Annotated in this window: 18 protein-coding genes and 1 riboswitch; of the genes, 8 read left to right on the top strand and 10 right to left on the bottom strand. The window is 42.2% G+C overall.

All coding sequences use genetic code 11. The features are described from left to right. Positions 1-271 precede the first annotated feature (271 nt). Complete coding sequence (locus ACFX4I_RS18940) at positions 272-1,147, bottom strand: nucleotidyltransferase-like protein (RefSeq protein ID WP_377422298.1); 876 nt, start codon at positions 1,145-1,147, stop codon at positions 272-274. 175 nt (positions 1,148-1,322) lie between these two features. Between ACFX4I_RS18940 and ACFX4I_RS18935 the strand changes: the two genes are divergently transcribed. Then, on the top strand, positions 1,323-1,676 hold the full coding sequence (locus ACFX4I_RS18935; RefSeq protein WP_076371179.1) for a YgzB family protein: 354 nt from the start codon (positions 1,323-1,325) through the stop codon (positions 1,674-1,676). Positions 1,677-1,776: 100 nt separating this feature from the next. Here the strand turns inward: ACFX4I_RS18935 and perR are convergent, their stop codons facing one another. The 5 genes from perR to ACFX4I_RS18910 form a co-directional block, all read right to left on the bottom strand. Then, positions 1,777-2,220: a peroxide-responsive transcriptional repressor PerR gene (gene perR / locus ACFX4I_RS18930; RefSeq protein WP_230304218.1), complete on the bottom strand. Its 444-nt coding sequence runs from the start codon at positions 2,218-2,220 to the stop codon at positions 1,777-1,779. 156 nt (positions 2,221-2,376) lie between these two features. Beyond that, positions 2,377-3,321, bottom strand: coding sequence for a D-2-hydroxyacid dehydrogenase (locus ACFX4I_RS18925; protein WP_309519445.1), 945 nt, complete (start codon positions 3,319-3,321; stop codon positions 2,377-2,379). Between the two features lie 148 nt (positions 3,322-3,469). Then, complete coding sequence (locus tag ACFX4I_RS18920; RefSeq protein ID WP_377422293.1) at positions 3,470-4,579, bottom strand: aminopeptidase; 1,110 nt, start codon at positions 4,577-4,579, stop codon at positions 3,470-3,472. 11 nt (positions 4,580-4,590) lie between these two features. Next, positions 4,591-5,061 carry a thioredoxin-dependent thiol peroxidase gene (bcp, locus tag ACFX4I_RS18915; protein ID WP_191929754.1) on the bottom strand — a complete coding sequence of 157 codons (471 nt, stop codon included), beginning with the start codon at positions 5,059-5,061 and terminating at the stop codon, positions 4,591-4,593. Between the two features lie 62 nt (positions 5,062-5,123). Continuing rightward, positions 5,124-5,543, bottom strand: a complete 420-nt coding sequence (locus tag ACFX4I_RS18910) for a potassium channel family protein (protein WP_034305333.1) — start codon at positions 5,541-5,543, stop codon at positions 5,124-5,126. A 247-nt stretch (positions 5,544-5,790) separates the two neighbouring features. Continuing rightward, positions 5,791-5,983, top strand: a riboswitch (cobalamin riboswitch). Between the two features lie 145 nt (positions 5,984-6,128). Between ACFX4I_RS18910 and metE the strand changes: the two genes are divergently transcribed. Next, entirely contained in the window at positions 6,129-8,435 is a 2,307-nt protein-coding gene (gene metE, locus ACFX4I_RS18905; protein WP_377422291.1) for a 5-methyltetrahydropteroyltriglutamate--homocysteine S-methyltransferase, read from the top strand. Next, the gene (locus ACFX4I_RS18900; protein ID WP_054397787.1) at positions 8,432-8,908 is read left to right on the top strand and encodes an acyl-CoA thioesterase; all 477 of its coding nucleotides are present in this window, start codon (positions 8,432-8,434) and stop codon (positions 8,906-8,908) included. The genes metE and ACFX4I_RS18900 overlap by 4 nt, the downstream gene beginning before the upstream one ends. 41 nt (positions 8,909-8,949) lie before the next feature. Here the strand turns inward: ACFX4I_RS18900 and ACFX4I_RS18895 are convergent, their stop codons facing one another. From ACFX4I_RS18895 to ACFX4I_RS18885, 3 genes are read right to left on the bottom strand one after another with little or no spacing between them, the layout of a single operon-like run. Further along, on the bottom strand, positions 8,950-9,735 hold the full coding sequence (locus tag ACFX4I_RS18895; protein WP_048678294.1) for an ABC transporter permease: 786 nt from the start codon (positions 9,733-9,735) through the stop codon (positions 8,950-8,952). Between the two features lie 4 nt (positions 9,736-9,739). Further along, on the bottom strand, positions 9,740-10,531 hold the full coding sequence (locus ACFX4I_RS18890) for an ABC transporter permease (protein WP_230302732.1): 792 nt from the start codon (positions 10,529-10,531) through the stop codon (positions 9,740-9,742). A gap of 48 nt (positions 10,532-10,579) precedes the next feature. Continuing rightward, complete coding sequence (locus ACFX4I_RS18885; protein ID WP_230302731.1) at positions 10,580-11,587, bottom strand: ABC transporter ATP-binding protein; 1,008 nt, start codon at positions 11,585-11,587, stop codon at positions 10,580-10,582. Positions 11,588-11,737: 150 nt separating this feature from the next. Here ACFX4I_RS18885 and ACFX4I_RS18880 point away from each other — a divergent pair, with 150 nt between their 5' ends. The 4 genes from ACFX4I_RS18880 (at position 11,738) to ACFX4I_RS18865 (ending at position 19,724) form a co-directional block, all read left to right on the top strand. Next, positions 11,738-12,058 (top strand): hypothetical protein, encoded by a 321-nt coding sequence (locus ACFX4I_RS18880; RefSeq protein WP_377422288.1) that lies wholly within the window; start codon positions 11,738-11,740, stop codon positions 12,056-12,058. 143 nt (positions 12,059-12,201) lie between these two features. Further along, entirely contained in the window at positions 12,202-13,491 is a 1,290-nt protein-coding gene (locus ACFX4I_RS18875) for a glutamate-1-semialdehyde 2,1-aminomutase (protein WP_230302729.1), read from the top strand. A gap of 339 nt (positions 13,492-13,830) precedes the next feature. Further along, positions 13,831-18,303 (top strand): glutamate synthase-related protein, encoded by a 4,473-nt coding sequence (locus ACFX4I_RS18870; protein ID WP_377422286.1) that lies wholly within the window; start codon positions 13,831-13,833, stop codon positions 18,301-18,303. A 329-nt stretch (positions 18,304-18,632) separates the two neighbouring features. Then, positions 18,633-19,724 (top strand): FUSC family protein, encoded by a 1,092-nt coding sequence (locus tag ACFX4I_RS18865; protein WP_309519442.1) that lies wholly within the window; start codon positions 18,633-18,635, stop codon positions 19,722-19,724. A gap of 57 nt (positions 19,725-19,781) precedes the next feature. On the opposite strand, the gene ACFX4I_RS18860 is transcribed toward ACFX4I_RS18865, so the two are convergent. After that, on the bottom strand, positions 19,782-20,240 hold the full coding sequence (locus tag ACFX4I_RS18860; protein ID WP_081395760.1) for a MarR family winged helix-turn-helix transcriptional regulator: 459 nt from the start codon (positions 20,238-20,240) through the stop codon (positions 19,782-19,784). Positions 20,241-20,562: 322 nt separating this feature from the next. On the opposite strand from ACFX4I_RS18860, the gene ACFX4I_RS18855 reads away from it, so the two are divergent. After that, complete coding sequence (locus tag ACFX4I_RS18855) at positions 20,563-21,201, top strand: biotin/lipoyl-containing protein (RefSeq protein ID WP_230302726.1); 639 nt, start codon at positions 20,563-20,565, stop codon at positions 21,199-21,201. The last annotated feature ends 26 nt before the right edge of the window (positions 21,202-21,227 follow it).

Genomic DNA, 21,227 nt, shown 5'->3' with positions numbered 1-21,227 from the left:
TGCTTTTTTAATAGTGTGTGCTCACTTAAAATTTAACGTTGGCGCTTTGTTTTGTTCAGTTTTCAAAGAGCAATTTCGTTGTCGTTTACCTCGTAAGCGACTTTTACATCTTACCATGCTTTCAACTTCGTTGTCAACATGTTTTTTTTAATTTTTTTTAGTTATTTTCGTTATTTTCGTTTTGATGAAGCTGCGAAAGCTGATGTCCCGCAGCGACATGTATTAATATAACACCTATATTATTAATGGTCAACATTAAAATTGCATTTTTTTAAAAGTTTTTTGATACCCGATAAAACCGATGATATACCTCGTGCCCTTTTGTCTCCGCTTTGATGACTTCGATAACCTTCTTCTCTATCATATATTCCAATAAAACACCTAGGTCGACTGAATAAAACTTTACTTCCGGATGCTCCATTAGCTCCGCAATCGTCCACGGTTCTTCTTTCGTCCCCATTATTTCAACCAAATGCTGTGAACCCGCATTAGTCCTAGAATAAATAAGAAACTCACTCGCAAGGAATAGAAGCTCCAATCTTTTTTCGAGAGTTTCCTCACTGCTGATCAATTCTTTATACAACTTGAAGATTTCAGGTTCCATATGCTTCACTTGGTTCCAGACCGTAACCTCCGGATAAAAGCCTTGTTCAATTATTTCCAAACGGGCCAAGTGATGCAGGGAATGAACGACATGGTTGTATGCCTCAAGATGATGGCCTTTTTCAAAGAAGCTTTTCCCATCCATGTACCTGCGAATTAACTTTGCGAATTCCATCCCCATCTTTAACTTCCTTCCATAGAAGGGGAACTCACGGATTTCGGTTTTCAAACGGTCCAAATATTCATTCCGGTCAAAAAGGACCTTCCCATTATATATCCAGTCAACCACTTTGCGGTTCGTGCCTAATAGGAGCCATTCTTTTAACTGGTCTTCCTTTACGATATGCAAGGCTGCCTTTTTATCCTGGTAAGTGTAATGTTTTAAAAACACGGCCTCTTCGGCTTCGTCTGCAATTACAAAAAGGATGTAGTCAAATGTATCGGTGATCGGGCTATTATCATCTCTTTTTTCTATTAACAAGATTCCAAGTGTAGATTTTAAACTTGCTCGCTCTTGATAAATCGGGCGAAGGATATCTTCCATCATAAATTCCTCCAAAACCTTTTTTTTTAGATTTTCGACAAAACTCTTCAAATTCCTGCTTATTTCCCTTAACCTAAACTATTTCAATTCAAAAGTAATATGTATCCTTTATTTCTTTTTTGTTCCATCCATTGTTTATGTTATAGTTAAAGTTATATTTTAGGAGGGACAATCCATGGCTAAATATTCTAGCAAAATCAATAAAATACGTACTTTTGCTTTGAGTTTGATTTTCATTGGCTTTATCGTAATGTACCTTGGTCTTTTCTTCAAAACGAATCCTGTTGTCATGACGATTTTCATGGGGCTGGGCCTTTTATTCATAATCGCAAGCACAGGGGTTTATTTTTGGATTGGAATGCTCTCTACAAAATCGATCCAGGTTGTCTGCCCTAACTGCAGCAAACCTACAAAAATCCTAGGCCGTGTAGATATTTGCATGCATTGTGAAGAACCATTGACACTTGACAAAAAGTTGGAAGGCGAAGAATTCAACGAAAAATATAACCGAAAAAGCCTGCATGACTAGAGGAATTCCACTAGCTGAATTCCCTTTCAAGAAGTCTTTAACAATTGTATCATTTCTTGATAACATGAAAAAAAGTTCCAACCAAGTGGAGGAACTTTTTTTAATGCGATTCTTTTTTCGCACAATCCGTACAGTCGCCGTAGATTTCCATCCGATGGTGACTAACATTGAAACCGGTGACTTGTGCAGCGAAATGCTCGACTTCATCCAATGCAGGATAATCGAAATCCACAATTTTCCCGCAAGTTTGGCAAATTACATGATAATGATTCGTCGTCACAAAATCAAACCTTGCTGAAGAATCACCATACGTAAGTTCTTTTACCAAACCTACCTCACGGAACACACGCAGGTTGTTATAAACCGTTGCCACACTCATATTCGGAAACTTGCCTTCCAGCGCTTTATATATATCATCAGCGGTAGGGTGGGACATGGAGCTTATCAAATACTCAAGTATTGCATGGCGTTGAGGAGTTATTCTTACACCGGTATCTTTTAAGGAATCCAACGCTTCTTTTAACTGAACTTCAGACACCGCCATCCACCTCTTTTTCTCATTAAGTATGAATTCTTAAATTATAATATTTATAAATAGTGTACCTTTTGTGCGTTGAATTTGTCAATAATTCAATGGCTTAACCATTCTTTTTTAGTTTATTCATGAACACATTGAATCTTTACCATTTTTACATTGAGTTTAGTATCCCCTGGATAAGTCGATTACGTTGGTGAAGTCTTTTCCAGCTTCCAGGTATTCACGCATGTTTTTTTCGAAAATGGCAAAGGTTCTTGGTAAATATTCTCCGCTTTTACTTGATAGATGCGGTGTGACTGTAACATTCTCCATCCTCCAAAACGGATGCCCTTTTCCCAAAGGTTCCGGATCGAATACATCCAAGATGGCATGGGACAATTCTCCGGCATCCAAGGCTTCGATCAACACTTCATCGTTAATCAGGTCGCCTCGGCCAATATTCACGAATACTGCCGTTTCTTTCATTGCTTTAAAGTGCTCTTTTTGCAGAAAGCCCTTCGTTTCATCAGTACTTGGCAGGACGGATACGATATAATCGGCTCCCGGTATGGCTTCCAATAAATTATCCAGAGTATAAAGTTGATCGATGGATTCCACTGGCTTCCCGCTCCGGTTCACTCCCACCGTCGTCATCCCAAAGGCTTTCCCAAGACGAGACACTTCCCCTCCAATTGCACCGACACCTATAACGAGCATAGTCTTGCCATTCAATTCCCCTACTTCAATCTTTCTATCCCACAACTCTTCCTTTTCATTCTTCATAAGCAGTTTCAATTTCTTTTCATATTGCAAAAGCATCCCTATCGTATACTCGGCCATAGGGATTTTATGAATGCCTCTTGCGTTGGTCACCAGAATGCCACGTTCCTCAATGGCTTTAAATGGCATTAATTCCATCCCTGCACTCATGACCATGATCCATTTCAAGTTCGCCGCTTTCCCAATGATTTCTTCAGTTAAGTCTTCACCATATGTAATTAGGATTTCCGCTTCACGAAGCGGCCCATCGGTCCATCCTTTTTGATAAATGAAGTTCAAATCAGGAAAAGCTTCCATCAGCTTCGTTTGGATACCTTCATTCGGAATGACAGTCGAAAGTATTAACATGTTTATCTCTCCCTTTTAATTAACATAAAAAAACACGGGCTCTATGTGTCCCGCGCAACTTTCTCTGAGGAGGTATTCCCTTAATAAAGCATATTCAGGTGTCCCCTTTTTGAGTTGGACAAAAGCCTTACCCTTATTAAAAAAGGCTTTATTTTAAAGAATTTGGGTTTAATGCATGTAATTCCGGCAAAATGAAAACGCCATCCCTTCTGATCGGGACGTCGTCAAAATAGAGGTCACCACCCCCATATTCAGGACGCTGGATCAAGACCATATCCCAATGTATCGATGAACGGTTTCCATTATCCGCTTCATCATAGGCGAGCCCAATAGCCAAGTGCAGACTCCCGCTTATTTTCTCATCGAACAAGATATCGTCCATAGGTTCCAATATGTATGGATTGATTCCAATTGCGAACTCCCCGATAAACCGGGACCCTTCATCAATATTCAAAATTCGGTTCATTTCAGGGTTACGATTGGAAGTTGCTTTAATGATTTTTCCCTTTTCCAAGTTTAATTCTATGTCACTAAAGGTGATTCCTTCATAGGTTGTGGGTGTGTTGAAGGATATCCTTCCATTGAGACTATCTTTTATGGGTGCGGTAAACACTTCCCCATCCGGTAAATTCTTTTTTCCGGCACATATGATGGCCGGCATACCTTTAATGGAAAAGGTCAAATCTGTCCCTGGTGAAACGATCCTGACTTTGTCAGTCCGTTCCATCAATTGTTTTAACGGTTTCAAGGCCGCCTCCATTTTCCCGTAATCCATGGTGCATACGTTCAACAGAAAGTCTTGGTACCTGTTGAAGGTCATGCCGGCTTTTTGCGCTGATGCGTTGGTGGGATAATTAAGTAAGACCCAACGACGGTTGTTTACATAGAAAAGAGTGGGGGATTTCATAGCCTCCCCTTGAAGTCGGAGCCTCTCGATGGGAACATCAGTCATTTCCACATCGTTTTCTTCCCCTGTGATGATGATGACTGCATCGATATCCGTATATTTCTTCAGAGCCCATTGCGAAGATGTGTCAAGTTGCTCCTTCACATTCCCTTGTAGCAGGTGGCGGCTTATCTCATCGTCTTCGAGTTCTACATATGGATAAGCACCCACTCTGTATACTTCATCAATCAGCTCTTTCAATAATGGTTTCGTGTTGATATGCCCCCGTATGAGGATTCTCTCTTTTGGCTGTAATTGTATCGAATGATGAATCAGCCTGGCTGCAAGCCTCGTTATTCGCTCATCCTTCATCTGCCTGTCCCTTATTTTTCGAGGTCGCGAAGAGTTTCAAGCGCTTCTTCGACGTGGCCTTTGACTTTTACTTTACGCCATTCTTTGACTACCTTACCAGCCTTATCAATCAGGAAAGTTGAACGTTCAATGCCCATATACTCCTTGCCGAAGTTCTTTTTCAATTGCCACACATCAAATGATTCAGCCGCTTCATGATTTTCGTCAGCCAGCAGCAGAAAAGGCAATCCATGTTTTTCAATGAATTTTTCATGACGTGCCGCTGGATCTGGGCTGATACCAATGATGACCGCGTTCAATTCCTCGAATTGCTCATTATGGTCCCGGAAATCACAGGCCTCCGTCGTACAACCTGGCGTCATGTCTTTTGGATAAAAATATAAAACAATGTTTTTCCCCTTAAAATCCGATAGGGAAACCATTTCACCATTATTTGCAGGGAGTTTGAAATCAGGTGCTTTTTCTCCAATTTTAACAGTCATATTGAACCCTCCATTTCTTTCATTATGGTAAGAGTACCCAATAATCGAAAGAAACACAACTTTCATTTATCCTTCCTATCTTTCTGCTCCAGATCGATAACTGTCCGAATCACGAACGCTGCCGGCAGTGTATACCCGATGAAAGCCTGAATGGTAGCTATCATCCTGCCCATACCAATCGGGGCTATATCTCCATACCCTACAGAAAACATCGTCATCGCACTGAAATAAAAAGAAGTCTTCAACTGTTCATAGAAAGTACCATCCAACCGATTGCCCATATCAAGAATCACCGAATGATTCTGAAGCTCGTATAATAAATAAATCAGGGCAAATCCAACCAATATCGTCGCATATAAATTGCCAAGCCACAGCATATCCTCCAGAGAAAATTTCTTTCCTCCCGACTCAACAAGAAATAACGTACGAATGCTCATCACCATGCAAAAAATGATTCCTGCAATCAAGATGTAGAAAGTCATCCCCCACGCCCCATTTCAAAACGCCACTCCCTCTATACATACTCCCTGTCCAAACAATATATTCTTTTTTAGGAACAGACCTAATCCTTATCACCCACACACTCAATAAACGGATACTTTTCCCGAATCTTTTTTCCATGTTGACCCTTTCGGTCGGATATGTTAAGATTGTCTAAATTTTTATAATAGTTTTTATTTTATAAATTTTTAGCCTGCAAACAGTGTTTATAAAGGCAGGTTTTGTAAAATTTCATATGTGGGAATAGGTTCCTAATTTTAAATTAGGATTAAAAGGGAAGTCCGGTGTAATTCCGGCACGGTCCCGCCACTGTAATGGGAGTGTTAGCGCCATCCAATATGCCACTGATCAAAGGATCGGGAAGGCCCGCAGCTAATGATAATCCCTAAGTCAGGAGACCTGCCTATTTCGACAACACTGTTTTAACCTACGGGAGATAGGGAGGTGTTAGGGACCTTATAATTGTAAGGGGCATTCTGCATGCCTCTTATTTTAAGCATTTCTAACTTTCTCTTTTGACGGTTAGGGATGCTTTTTTTATTGTTCAATAAAATGAATGTAGGAGGATGGGAATTTTGAAAAGCAGTAGTTTGGGTTACCCTCGAATCGGGGAAAATCGTGAATGGAAACGTACATTGGAAGCTTACTGGTCAGGTAAAATCGATGAAGCGGAATTTACGGCACAACTAAAAGCAATCCGTTTAGGCAACTTACAAAAACAGAAGCAACGGGGTATTGATATCATTCCTGTCAACGACTTCACTTTCTATGATCAAATGCTCGATATGTCCGTCATGTTCGGTCTTGTTCCTGAACGTTATTCAGCCTATGAAGGCGGCAGCGTTCCCCTTTCCGTATATTATTCAATGGCTCGAGGAAACAATGATGAAGTCGCTTCCGAAATGACGAAATGGTTCAATACGAACTATCACTATATTGTCCCTGAATTAAAACTGCCACAGCTGACTTTAACAGAAAATAAACCACTTGCAGCATATCGGGAAGCCAAGGAAAAGCTAGGGATTGAAACGAAGCCCGTGTTGATCGGACCTTATACCTTCATCTCCCTTTCCAAAGGCTTCAATAAACAAGAGATCCCTGGCATCATCCTGAGCTTGCTTCCCCTATACACACAAATCCTGCGGGAGTTGGAGCAAGAAGGCGTGAAGTGGGTACAAATGGACGAACCTTCTCTTGTTTCATCCATTTCCAAGGATGATATGCAAACTGTTACTTACCTCTACGAAAAACTGAATGAAGCAGCACCAAACCTGAACATCATGCTACAAACATACTTTGATGCCGTGGAACACTACCAAGAAGTCATCGAATTAAAAGTCCAAGGAATCGGTCTTGATTTTGTACATGATAAAGGGAGAAATCTAAGTAACCTTGAAGCATTTGGCTTCCCGAAGGACAAAGTGCTTGCTGCAGGTGTGATTGACGGAAAAAACATTTGGCTATCTGATTTAACGAAAAAAATTCAATTGATTGAGACTCTTAAGAAAAAGGTAGCCGAAGACCAAATCTGGCTTCAGCCCTCTTGTTCCCTGCTTCATGTCCCAGTGACCGTTCGCAATGAATCCGCCCTTTCAAAAGAAGTGAAACAGGCCCTTGCTTTCGCTGATGAGAAACTTGAGGAAATCACACTCTTGGTCAAAGGGAATAATCAAGGCTTTGAAGCAATCGCCGAAAAAGTAGTTGCCAATAAATGTACGGTTCAAACGTTAGCAAGTTCAAATGCACGGAATCATGGGACTGTACAATTGAAAGTCGAAAAGGTTAAAACCAGGACCGCCGGCCGTCACATTCCATTTAAAGAGCGTTACCAAAAACAACAGGAATTTTTCAAATTGCCTTTTCTTCCTTCGACTACGATCGGTAGCTTTCCGCAGACATTTGAAGTTAAACAAGCACGGGGGAAATTCAAAAGAGGAGAATGGACCGCTCAGCAATATGAAACATTCGTTAACGAAGAAATCGGCAGGTGGATCGAAATCCAAGAAGAAATCGGTTTGGATGTTCTCGTTCATGGGGAATTCGAACGGACGGATATGGTTGAATACTTCGGCCATAAGTTAGGCGGTTTCGTCTTTCTGGAAAAGGGTTGGGTACAATCCTATGGATCCCGCTGCGTGAAACCACCAGTCATCTACGGCGACATCCATTTCATCGAACCGATGACAGTCAGGGAAAGTGTATACGCACAATCACTGACGAAGAAGACGGTAAAGGGAATGCTTACAGGTCCTGTTACGATTTTGAACTGGTCATTTGTCCGTGATGATATTTCCAGGGAGAATGTTTGTTATCAGCTGGCGCTCGCTTTGGAAAAAGAAGTCATTGCATTAGAATCCGCTGGAATTAAAATGATTCAGGTTGATGAGCCTGCACTTAGAGAAGGTCTGCCATTGAAAAAAAGCGATCGCGACGAGTATTTGAACTGGGCTGTGAATTCATTCTTGATATCCACATCAAGCGTGGAGGATACAACCCAAATTCATACGCATATGTGCTATTGCGACTTCAACAGTTTCATGGATGTCATCTCCTCCCTCGATGCCGATGTAATATCCATCGAAACATCCCGTAGTCACGGGGAGCTAGCTTCCGCATTCGAGGAAAAAACATATGAAAAAGGTATTGGCCTGGGTGTGTATGATATTCACAGCCCGCGTGTGCCGGCAGTGGAAGAAATGGTCGATATGATTGAACGGGGCATCAAGGTATTGGATAAAGATCAGTTTTGGATCAATCCCGACTGCGGCCTGAAAACAAGGGGTATCCCGGAAACCGTCGCTTCCCTGAAAAACATGGTCGAAGCAGGAAAAATCGTCCGTGAAAACCTTTTAGCCAAACCAACAGGCCAATGATTGAAAAGAACGTTGCCCATCCAACACAGCAGTCACGGACTTTTTTAACCGACCTTGTTTTTCCACCGGATACAAATCATCACAATACCATCTTTGGCGGAAAAGTAATGGCCTATGTTGATAAAATAGCCTGCATTTCAGCTATGCGCCATTGTCGAAAACCCGTTGTGACTGCTTCAAGCGACTCTTTTGATTTTTTGGCCCCCATCAAGACAGGGGATGCAATCAACCTTGAAGCTTATGTCACCTGTGCTCACCGAACATCAATGGAGGTATTCGTGAAAGTGGAGCGTGAGAACCTATTAACAGGTGAAAAACAGCTTACGGCACGCGCTTTTTTAACGATGCTGGCCATTGATGAAGACGGCAAGCCGACAAACGTACCTCAGGTCATTCCGGAAACGGAAGAGGAAAAGCAGCAATATGTTCAAGCACAAGCAAGATATATTGAAAGAAAGAAAAAACGGAACTAAACAAAAACCCCTTCAACATGAATGCTGTTGAAGGGGTTTTTTTAGTTCCCTGCCCCGCGGTACCTTTTCACTCCCTGATTCCATATGAAAACGGATATCACGAAAAAGGCAACCCCGATTACAGGTGTGGCAAATGCATATGCATACCACTCTTCTTTTCTTAGGAAATAAGATGCCGGATAGACACCAACAAACGCGAATGGCAGCACCCATGTAAGGACAAAACGGATGACCTTATTATAAATATCAACTGGATAGCGCCCGTAGTTCCCGATATTGTACATCATTGGCATGATGGATGTTTTCGCATCCGACCAGAACCCAATACTTGCTATCGCAACGAATATGGCTGCATAAGCAAGGGCCCCGCCTATTGCAAAAATGATGAAAAGAATCGGGTCATACCACGCAAGCTGAAGGTCCAATGAAATCCCCGAATAGAATATAATGATCAAACCGGTCACAACACCAAATAACGCTTCTAGTTCGATTCTTTCTAAAATGACTTGAAACAGGCTATGTATCGGTCTTGTTAATATCCGATCCATTTCACCTTTGACGATATAGCGGTCATTAAAATCCCAGATGTTGAAAAAGGCAGAAAAAAGGGCAAATGGGATAAGGAAGAATCCATAAATGAATATGATTTCTTCACGGCTCCAGCCGCTTAAAAATTGGGTATGCCCAAAAACAACTAAGATAAATACCAGATTCACGACCTGATTCAGCAGATCAGATAGGATTTCCATGAAGAAATCGGCTCTATATTGCAATCTGGTTTTCATATATTGACTCACATATTGAAAAAACATCGATACATAAAACATCCCGTCAACCTCCTTGAATAATCAGCTGTTTTTTTGCGACTATCCATAAAAGCTGAATCGGTATTATGAGAATGATGCACCAAATTATCTGCTGTAAAAGCGCCATGCCAATTTCGCCTGAACTGTACCCGTTCGTAAAAATCATGCTTGGTACATAGCTGATCCCTTGAAAGGGTAAATATTTCATCACTTCCTGCGCCCATACCGGATAGAAACTGATGGGCAGCAGCAGACCGGAAAATAAATCAATGATAACCCTTTTAGCCCGGATCAATCCGGCATTATTATATAAGAAAAAGGTAGTGATCCCCGTCAATAAGTTAATTTGTGTATTGATGATGAAGCTGAACAGCAAGGAAATGCCGAACATCCCCCACGTAGCCGGCTCATGCGGCAATTCTATAGGAAATATGAAAGCTACCAGCAGCATTCCTGGAATCGAGAAGAAGAAGAAACGAAATATCCCTTCCCCAAGTCCTTGCATCGTTTTCATGCCTAAATAGTTATAAGGCCGGATCATTTCAATGGCGACCTTGCCGTCTTTAATTTCAGTGGCGATTTCGCGGTCAATATTATTGAAATAAAAAGCGCGCGCCATCCATGCAACTGCGACATAAGTTGTCATCTGCATCCCTGAAAGTCCTTCGATGGAGCTTTTTTCTCCATATATCGCATTCCATAAGAAATAATAGGCACCGATATTAATGCTATAAATTAAAATGCCGGTATAATAATCCGTTCGATACGCAAGCATCATCAAAAAACGCATGCGGATCATTGCAAGATACTTTCCCATGGCCCTCCCCCTTCTTGATAGACACGTTGTTTCTTAATGATAAGAGAGTCAGACAGTGCCTTCTTCGTAAATGTTGCGAACAATCTCTTCAATGGACGTTTCATGGATTTTGATGTCCTTTATTTTAAAATGAGCTACAACAGCCGAAACAAGCTGTGAAATATGATCACTTTCTTCTTTCAACAAGGCAATGTATGTTTGATTTTTCTCATCATAAACCCAGTTAGCATTAAATGGGAGCACCAATGATTGCAATTCCTTCAATGCAATCGGCTCGATGAATTGAAAATGGATCTGTTTTTCCTCAGCCCAGTTATCTTTCAAACTCTGTAATTCCCCATCATAAATGATCTGTCCTTCATCAAGCATGATTACGCGCTCACATAATGCTTCAATATCACCTAAATCATGGGTAGTCAAAAGGATCGTCGTATTATATTTCTCATTGATTTCTTTCAGGAACTCACGAATCTTCATTTTCACGAGTACATCAAGTCCAATCGTCGGCTCATCCAGGAACAGCAAAGGCGGATTGTGGATCAAGGCTGCCGCAAGTTCGCAGCGCATCCGCTGACCAAGTGAAAGTTTACGCACTGGCTTGTCCAGCAAAGGTCCGATATCGAGCGTCTTGATAACATGTTCCATATGATCGTTATATTGTTCATCCGTTACCTTATAGACCTTTTTTAGCAGCCTAAAGGATTCTTGAACTGCAATATCCCACCAAAGCTGTGAGCGCTGACCAAACACGACTCCAATTGTCTGAGTGAACTTTTCCCTTTCTTTATGTGGATTCATTCCATTGACTGTGATTTCACCTGCTGTCGGTTCCAAAATACCTGTCAGCATTTTGATCGTCGTCGATTTCCCTGCACCATTTTCCCCGATATAAGCTACCATCTCACCCTTTTTTACAGTAAAATTGATATCATTGACGGCAGGGACTATCTTATAATTTCTGGTAAGTAAATCCCGGAAGGCACCCTTTAACCCTGCACGGCTTGATGCCGACTTAAATTCCTTCCGAAGCTGTTTTACTTGAATTGCATCACTCATCCTGTTACATCCTCCGTAATCTCTTGTCCTAATGAATTAGTTTATCCAACCTAACCTTTTTAGACAATAAAAATGCTTGGATGCCATATACCATTTTCAGGGCGAAATGATCGCTGTACCAGATACATTTATTAAGGAGGCGAGTATGCTATGAGTATCAAAAGATTATTACTATCCCAAATCGAAAAGGTCGTTTTCGACCTCCGATATGACTTCCTTTATGAAGATGAATACGGGGAATTATTATGCCAGGTCATCCAAAGGGATTCCAGCGGGTCAATCGAAAGCACCCCCATAAGTTTCCACATTCGTATTAATGAAGAAAGAGGAACCGGTCATCTAATCTATTACCAATCCCAGGGCGAAATGAACCGCCAATCATTCGACATCGAAAACCCTGACACTTTCTTGGCCATTCTTACTTTCATAACCGGAGTTTTGGGATCCGACCCCCTTTCCGAAACAAATTGATGGCCCGGAATCCTGATGTTCTAGGGTTGCAGCGGTTCCACCAGGGAACTAATCACATTTCCTAGACTTCGACCCCAGATTTACAAAGGGAAAAGTGCTATGATTAAGAGGAAATATGTTTATATTTATAGGAGGTTTTAAGATTGAATTTTAGTAATTCGGAGCTTTTACATAAAGAGGCATTGGAACATATCGTTGGCGGGGTTAACAGCCCATCCCGTTCTTACAAAGCTGTAGGCGGCGGTTCGCCGGTTGCGATGGATCATGCCAAAGGGGCTTATTTCTGGGATGTTGATGGCAATAAATATATCGATTATTTAGCTGCATATGGCCCGATCATCACTGGTCATGCGCATCCACATATTACGGAGGCTATCATTAAAGCTGCAGAAACGGGCGTTTTATACGGCACACCGACAAAACATGAAGTCAAATTTGCCAAAATGTTGAAAGAAGCCATACCATCCATGGATAAAGTCCGCTTCACCAATTCAGGCACCGAATCCGTCATGTCCACCATCCGTGTTGCCCGCGCATACACAGGACGCGATAAGATCATCAAGTTTGCAGGCTGTTACCATGGACACTCCGACCTTGTTCTCGTCGCTGCAGGTTCCGGCCCGTCCACTTTAGGTACACCGGACTCTGCCGGCGTTCCAAAAAGCATCGCACAAGAAGTCATCACGGTACCTTTCAATGATATCGAGTCATTTAAAGAAGCACTTGATAAATGGGGCACTGAAATTGCAGGCGTGCTGGTAGAACCGATCGTCGGCAACTTTGGAATCGTGGAACCGAGTCCTGGCTTCTTGGAAGAAGTCATTTCATTATCTCACGAAGCCGGATCACTCGTCATTTTTGACGAGGTCATCACAGCGTTCCGCTTCATGTATGGAGGGGCACAGGACTACTTGGGAATTCAACCCGATTTGACCGCGCTTGGAAAAATCATCGGGGGCGGGCTTCCTATTGGTGCCTATGGCGGTAAAAAAGAGATCATGGAAACTGTCGCCCCGCTGGGACCTGCCTATCAAGCAGGTACGATGGCAGGAAATCCCGCTTCCATGCTTTCCGGAATAGCTTGCTTAGAAGTACTTAAAGAAGAGGGTCTGTACGAGGAGCTTGACCGGCTGGGAAAAATCCTTGAAGAAGGTATCCTGATAGCGGCCCGCGAATATAATGTCCCGATCACCATCAACCGCCTTAAAGGGGCATTGACGATCTATTTCACGACAGAAAAGATTGAAAACTATGAGCAGGCGGAAAATACGGATGGCGAAATGTTCGCTAAGTTCTTCAAACTCATGCTCAACCAGGGAATCAATTTGGCACCGTCCAAATACGAAGCCTGGTTCTTGACAATTGCCCACACTGATGACGATATCGCTTATACTCTAAAAGCGGTTGAACATGCATTCAAAAACCTAATATAATAAATCGAATCAGCATAATTATGCATTTTTTATACACCCTCAGGATGTACATCAATCTTGGGGGTTTCTTATTTATCTGTAATAAATCTTTAATATTAGCATTTGAGGCCTCTTCCTACATAAATCCCATCAATCACAGCATCCATCCCATTGTATAAAAAATTGATTTCTGAATATTTAAATGATATGATATGAATACATTTATATACATTTATACACTTTCTTTCAATCTATCAAAACTTGGACAATTGTTCGGGTTTACTAATATTTCCCCCATTAAACACATGCTACAGGAGGTGAAAGGCAGAGAATAAGGGAAACCTTATTCAAGCCGCATATATGGCCCAACAATGGACACCTGCTACATTCAAAGAATTTCACAAGGAAGAACATGATGCCTGCGGTATCGTTTCCTGCATCCAAAAAAAGAAAATCCCTACTAACGAAAACATCTTTGCCTGTATCGACGCCCTAGTTAAAATGAACCATCGCTGCGGCTTCATCAATGGTGAGGGCGATGGCGCCGGCATCCATATCGATATTCCCCGGGCTCTTTGGAAAAAGAAGCTTGAAGCGGTAAATGTCGATCCAAGCATCGTCGATCAAGATTCCTTCATAGTCGGCCACTTATTTTTAAGCAAAAAAACAGAAGCTAACGACTTAAAAATCGAAGTCAAGGAGAAACTGCTCCAGCATGGTCTCTCATTGATATTCGAAACGGATAAAGCCTACCGTTCCGAGGCATTGGGACCGATTGCCATTCAAGAAGACCCAGTGTTCTGGCAATTTGCCTGTTCCTCCACCATCAATAACAACCAGGAGCTTTCAAATGTTCTTTTTGAGCTGACTTCCGACATCGAAAAAAGTGATTTCATCCATGTTGCATCTTTAAGCCAGCATCATGCGGTATACAAAGTGATGGGTGCGGGGGATACGCTCCCTGCCTATTATCTTGATCTTGCAGACCCTTTGGCTGCCTCCACCATGACACTGGGACATAATCGTTTTTCAACTAATACTCTCTCAAGCTTCTTCCGGGTCCAGCCTTTCAGTGTACTTGGTCATAATGGCGAAATCAATACCATCGCCAAATTGCGTGATGAAGCGAAAATGATCGGAGTTCCCATCGCTAAAGATGGAAGTGACTCACAGGATTTAAACAAGACGATCGAGACTTTCATCTGCCGTCATGGCTACTCTTTATTTGAAGCTGTCGATCTTATGTTTCCGCCAATCATCAATGAAATCAAGGAATATCCCGAACACTTACAGGATTTATATACGTATTTAAGGGAAGCATGGGGTCATTTTGCACAAGGTCCGGCAGGCATCATCTCCCGTTTCGGCGATGAAGCCGTGTTCTCTGTCGACTCTTTAGGCTTGCGCCCACTATGGAATATTGAAACGGAATCATCCTATATGTTCACTTCCGAACCAGGAATCATCCCTTCCAGCGAATATACCGGAGATCCGAAACCGATGGGTCCTGGGGAAAAAATCGGTTTGAAATGGAACGGCGACCGTATTGAATTGTACACATACAAGGATTACCAGGATAAAGTATTTGAACTCTTCAATGATCGTTTCGTCCTTTCCAATGACCGAGTCCGCTTACGGCCCCAAGTTTTTGAAAAGGTTATCTCCATGACAAACACGCAAGCCATTCATAATGGTCAATATAAAGCCTTTGGGTGGGAAAGGGAGCATGTGCAATTAGTGGAACAGATGGCCGAAAAAGGCGCTGAGCCCATTCGTTCACTTGGTCACGATGCGCCACTGGCAGCACTTAACCCCCAACGGACCAACATCGCTGATTTCATCAAGGAAAGTGTGGCCGTTGTAACTAACCCAGCGATCGACCGTGACCGGGAAACCGAGCACTTCTCAACAAGAACCATCATCGGAAAGCGTCCTTCCCTATTCGAAGCGAATAAAGCAGGAAATGTCACGGAGCTGCTGACTCCCTTATTGATTGAAGGATCAACGGGTTATGAGTGCTCGTCTATCGTATCGCAGCCAAGCTATGATCAGTTCATTAAATATAACCAAGATCAAAAACTCGTGCACTTCATTTCAAGCACGTTCAAAGAGGATGAAAACATAACGGATGCCTTGACCAGGATAACGGATGAAAGTGTCAATGCAGTGGATGAAGGAAAAACGCTGCTCGTTCTGGATGATGCCCTCGCTCATCAAAACGGCAACCTTTGGCTTGATCCCCACCTCGTGACCTCAGCCGTCGACCAAGCGTTGGTCCGCACGGGCAAGCGCCGTGATTGTTCCATCCTTTTACGTTCAGCATCGCTAAGGTCACTGCATGATATCATCGTTTCTTATGGTCTTGGGGCCAACTTAATCAGCCCCTATTATATGTTCCTTTCCTTATCTTCAGATGACATCAAGGGAGTTACCAATCTATATAACTCCTTGACGAAAGGGCTTGAGAAAGTCATCTCAACCATTGGCATTCATGAGCTGCGCGGCTATGGAAGACTTTTCTCAAGCATCGGTTTACATGAGGAAATCGCGAAATATTTAAATGTGGCTAACTTCTTCGGATCCAATGATCTGGACTATAATTTTGATAAAATCAAGGCAGATGCCATCCAGCGGGCGGAAGATTACGGCAACGAAAAAGAACGGATGGGTAAGACCTTCCATCTATTCCCTAGAATTTGGAAGTCCATTGGAGAAGTTGCTTCAACCGGGGACTATGATGCTTATCGTGAAAAGATCACCGAACAGGAAGAATCCAATCCTACGACGATCCGCCACTTGACATCATTAAAAACTTCAGATGCTTCCATCCCTTCTGAAGAAGTCAGTCTTTCGGTCGGCGAACAGGAATTGCCGTTCGTCATAGCATCCATGTCCTTTGGATCACAAAATGAGATTGCTTTCCGGGCCTATGCTGAAGCTGCCGAGAGGTTAGGCATGATCAGCATGAATGGTGAAGGCGGGGAAATAAAGGATATGCTGGGCAAGTACCCGAAATCCCGCGGACAGCAAATCGCTTCCGGCCGTTTCGGTGTCAATGCAGAACTCTTGAACTCTTCAAATCTATTGGAAATTAAAATTGGTCAAGGGGCAAAACCTGGTGAAGGCGGTCACCTTCCCGGTTCCAAGGTCACTGCGAAAATCGCAGAAGCCCGAAATGCAACAATCGGTTCCGATTTGATCTCCCCTTCCAATAACCATGATATATACTCAATTGAAGATTTGGCCCAAATGATCCATGAGCTAAAAACGGCAAATGACAAAGCAAAAGTTGCCGTTAAAGTACCAGTCGTTCCAAACATTGGTACGATTGCTGTCGGCGTCGCAAAAGCGGGGGCCGATATCATAACGCTGTCTGGTTTTGATGGCGGAACGGGTGCTGCCAGGATCCATGCACTCGCACATGTCGGTCTACCAGTTGAGATTGGTGTAAAAGCGGCCCATAATGCTCTGCTTGAGTCAGGTATCCGACAGAATGTTGAAATTTGGGCTGATGGTGGGTTAAAAAGCTCGATGGATGTATTGAAGGTAATGCTGCTTGGTGCAAACCGTGTAGGTTTTGGGACCCTTTCGATGATTGCCGTCGGCTGTACAACGTGCCGCGGATGTCACCTTGATACTTGTCATGTGGGAATCGCCACCCAAATTGAATCGGAAGCGCAGGCGAAAGAACATGGGCTGCGCCGTTTTGTTCCACGAAAATTTGATTTAGCCGTTCAAGGATTAACGAATATGTTCAGTGCATTTGCAAAAGAACTCAAATCTTTGACCGGGTCACTTGGGGTGAAGAATCTTCAGGATATCGTCGGACGTTCCGATTTGCTACAGCAAGTTAAAGGTCAACAATCATTGGATTTAACCTATTTATTGAAAAACCTGGATATAACACCGTTCTCCCATAAAGAAACGGCGGCATATTTAAATGAAGGCTCCATGCAGGTAGCCGTTGGCGCTGAATATCTTGATTCGCATGTAGATGATCTGCAGCAATCCCGTAGCTATAGCTCGATCACCTCCGAGCAGCGTGTACTCGGCAGCAGGGTGTCCTGTCACCGCGTTAGGGGCAGATTGGATGGATCATACAAAAAACTTCCTCCCGTTCACCTATCCTACCTGGATGGTTCCATTCCGGGTAATGGACTTGGGGCATACAATACGGAGGGAATTTCAATCAGCGTGAATGGCGGTGCCCAGGATGGCATTGGCAAAACATCGATTGGCGGTAATATTGCCATCTTTAAATCTCCAGGAAAAGATGGGAAGTTCTACAATGGCTCCGTCGGCAAGGGCTTTGGTTACGGTGCACAGCATGGTCTCCTCATTGCCCAAGGCGATGCCGATGCCAGGGCGGGAATCCGGCTTTCCGGAGCGGATATGATCATTGGGGGATTATTGAAACAACCGCTTCCTGAAAAGGAAAACGGTAATATTGCTGTAACTTCCAATATTAAGGGATTCGCCTTTGAATACATGACAAATGGAAGAGGTTTAGTTCTGGGCGATCCCGGCCCATGGATTTGCGCAGGGATGACAGGCGGTGTCGTTTATTTACGGCAACAGCCCGAATCTGGATTAACCAAAGAGGTCATTAAGAAACGGGTTGCGAAAGGGGCAAAGATTTCCATTGAGCCCCTATCCGCAAAAGGCCTGCGGGATGTGACCGAACTTCTGGGCAAATACACGACCCTCTTGAAAGATCATGGCCAACCCGAAGAAGCTGCCTCTTTAGAGACACTGCTACAAAATCCTGGAGAACACTTCCTTCAGGTCGTTCCAGTAAAAGAACAGGCGGATCCTGCCGTATCCACGGAGTGATGCCGAAAATATATTAAAAAAGGCTGATGCTTTTCAATTTGAGCATCAGCCTTTTCCTATCATATACCTCTGGGATAGTCTTCAAACGATGGAAAAACACAGTTGAAAGCAATCAAGAAATTGCCTATCGTTTCTTTATATATTAAACTTGATTTTAGTATTGTAACTCTTAGGAAAATCCTGTATATTACTTTTTGTTTACATCTTCTTATTTTAGTGTAAAGTACTAACAAATAAGTTAGAATACAACTTTAAGCAAAGGCTTATATATAAATAGAGCCTTTGCTTACCACGATCCATTACAACACAAAGAAAGGATTAACCCATATATGAAGTTTGGTGCCCGCATTCTCAAAACAGGAATAGCAATTGTTTTAGCGCTTTATCTATCGGAACTGCTTAATCTTCCTGCTCCTGTCCTTTCTGGGATTGCTGCAATTTTTGCAATACAGCCGACTATTTACCGTTCATATCAAACGGTGTTGGAGCAAATTCAAGGAAATATCATCGGCGCATTGGTTTCTGTCTCCTTCGTTTTGTTGTTCGGAAATGATATTTTTATAATCGGTCTTGCTGTAATGGTTGTCATAACCATCAATTTAAAACTGAAAATGGATAAAACGATTGTCCTTTCCATCGTGACGGTCATTGCCATCATGGAAAGCCAGGACGGGGAATTCCTGAATTTTGCCTTTATTCGTCTCTCATCCGTTTTGCTTGGAATCATTTCTTCGTTCATCGTGAATCTGGTTTTCATTCCTCCAAAGTACGAGGCAAAGCTTTATACACGCATTACAGATGTAACGGAAGACATCTTGAAATGGATCAGAATCAGCACAAGGCACGCTACAGAACACACTTTATTGAAAAAAGACATCAGCCGATTGAAGGCGGAGTTACTCGATCTGGAACATATCTATTCCATGTACAAAGAGGAACGGGAATATTTCAAAAAGAACAGTGTAGCTAAAGCAAGAAAGCTTGTCATTTATCGGCAGATGATCATAACTACAAAAAAAGCGTTTGAAACCTTGAAGAGAGTCCATAAATTCGAGAATGAAGTATATCAAATGCCTGAAGATTTCCAACGGAGCATCTTACAGCAGCTTGATTCCCTGATCCGCAAGCATGAACAGTTGATATTACTGCATATCGAAAAAATCAAGTCCATCGACGAGATTGAAGATTGGAACCAGGATTGTTTAAGTCGTAAAGATCTGCTCGCCCACTTTTTCGAACAGCAAAATCAAGTGGACGAAATGCATGATAATCTGGGCCATCTCTCTGCCCGTCTTGTACCATTGATTTCTGCAGTCATAGAATATGACGAACAATTGGAACATCTTGAAAAGCTGATCGTCAGCTTCCAGTCCTTCCATAAGGAAGATAACGAATTATCTGTCCAGTATGAAGAAGATTAAAAAAGACGGTTCCCGGGAACCGTCTTTTTTCGTCTCTATTTAGAGCAGGCCCCTCATTCAATCATCCAAAAGGTTCTTATCAGCAGCCTTTTCAATCGTATCCAATTTCTGCAAAAGATCCTGAAGCTCATCTTCTGAGAATGAGTTGAAGTTCTTGCCCATCAATTGGTTATGATCCGCAAGGACTCTCCCCAAAATAGCTTCCCCTGCCTCTTTCAATTCAAGATTGATGACCCGGCGATCCTTTTCAGAGGGCTGCCGTTTTACATAATCCATTTCGACCAGCTTATCTACAAATACGGTAATCGCACTTGGCTTTACGGTTAAGAAGTCAGCAAGCTTGGTCGATTTGATCGACCCCTCTTTTTTCAATATCAATAATATGAAAAACTGAGGCGACGTTAATCCATAAGGCTGAAGATTTTTTGCTACGATGGCCCTAAGCTTCTTCCTAATCCGAAAAATCTGCATTTCTATACTATTAGTTACTTCCCATTTAAATTCCAGCCTTCTCACTCCTTATATAGGACAATCCTACCTCTTAAATTTAATTAAATGACATTCCATTGTCAAATTTACTTTCCATATATCCTTAAAACTAAAAAAAATTCAAATTTTTACTATTTCTCTGTATTTATTTCCCACCATTATACCGAATAAATTACATGACAAAAAATAATTAAACTGGTAAACTCTTTACTTAATAATATTAATACTTATAAAAATTAATATTTATTAAAATTAATAAATAAACTATATAATAGGAGGCGGTATCCTTTCTAGCTAATGAACGTTAATCAAAGGGAATACATCATCAATATTTTTGGAGGCGAAACAAGTGAATAGAGGACGTTTAGTTTTAATCAATGTCATTGGTTTGGTTATTATAGTAGCAGTATTAGCCGGTGGGGCTTATTACTATTATGAAAGCACGAATTTCATTAAAACGGATGAAGCGAAAGTGTCGGGAGAGCTTTATACCATCGTGGCCCCCGCTGCCGGTAAATTAGCAGATTGGGACTTACACGAAGGAGACAGTGTAAATAAGAATGACCAAGTTGCCAATGTAACCACCTTAGATGGAAAAGAAGCAGTAAAAACCGCAGCACAAGGTACAATCGTTAAAACACAAGTGCATGATGAGCAGCTTGTTCAAGCGGGTCAAACGCTAGCTCAGACCATCAATATGGATGATCTGTCCATAACGGCTAATATTGAGGAAAAAAAATTGAAGGATATCGAAAAGGGTGACAGCGTCGATATTATCATCGATGGAGATCCCGATACTGTTTTCGAAGGTACATTGGAACAGATCGGTTATGCCACAACGTCTGTCTTTTCAGTGATGGGCAATCAAAACAGCAGCGGAAACTATACGAAAGTCACTCAAAAAGTACCAGTTAAAATTTCCATCAAGGCACCATCCGATAAAGTTCTTCCTGGAATGAACGCAGAAGTGAAAATTTCAACTAAATAAACCGGCTACACAGTTATACAGAAAGG

Origin of the sequence: Peribacillus sp. YIM B13472 (assembly GCF_042788005.1) — a bacterium.
GTDB classification, from domain to species: domain Bacteria; phylum Bacillota; class Bacilli; order Bacillales; family DSM-1321; genus Peribacillus; species Peribacillus simplex_E.
This window is presented reverse-complemented; position numbering and strand designations above follow the sequence as displayed.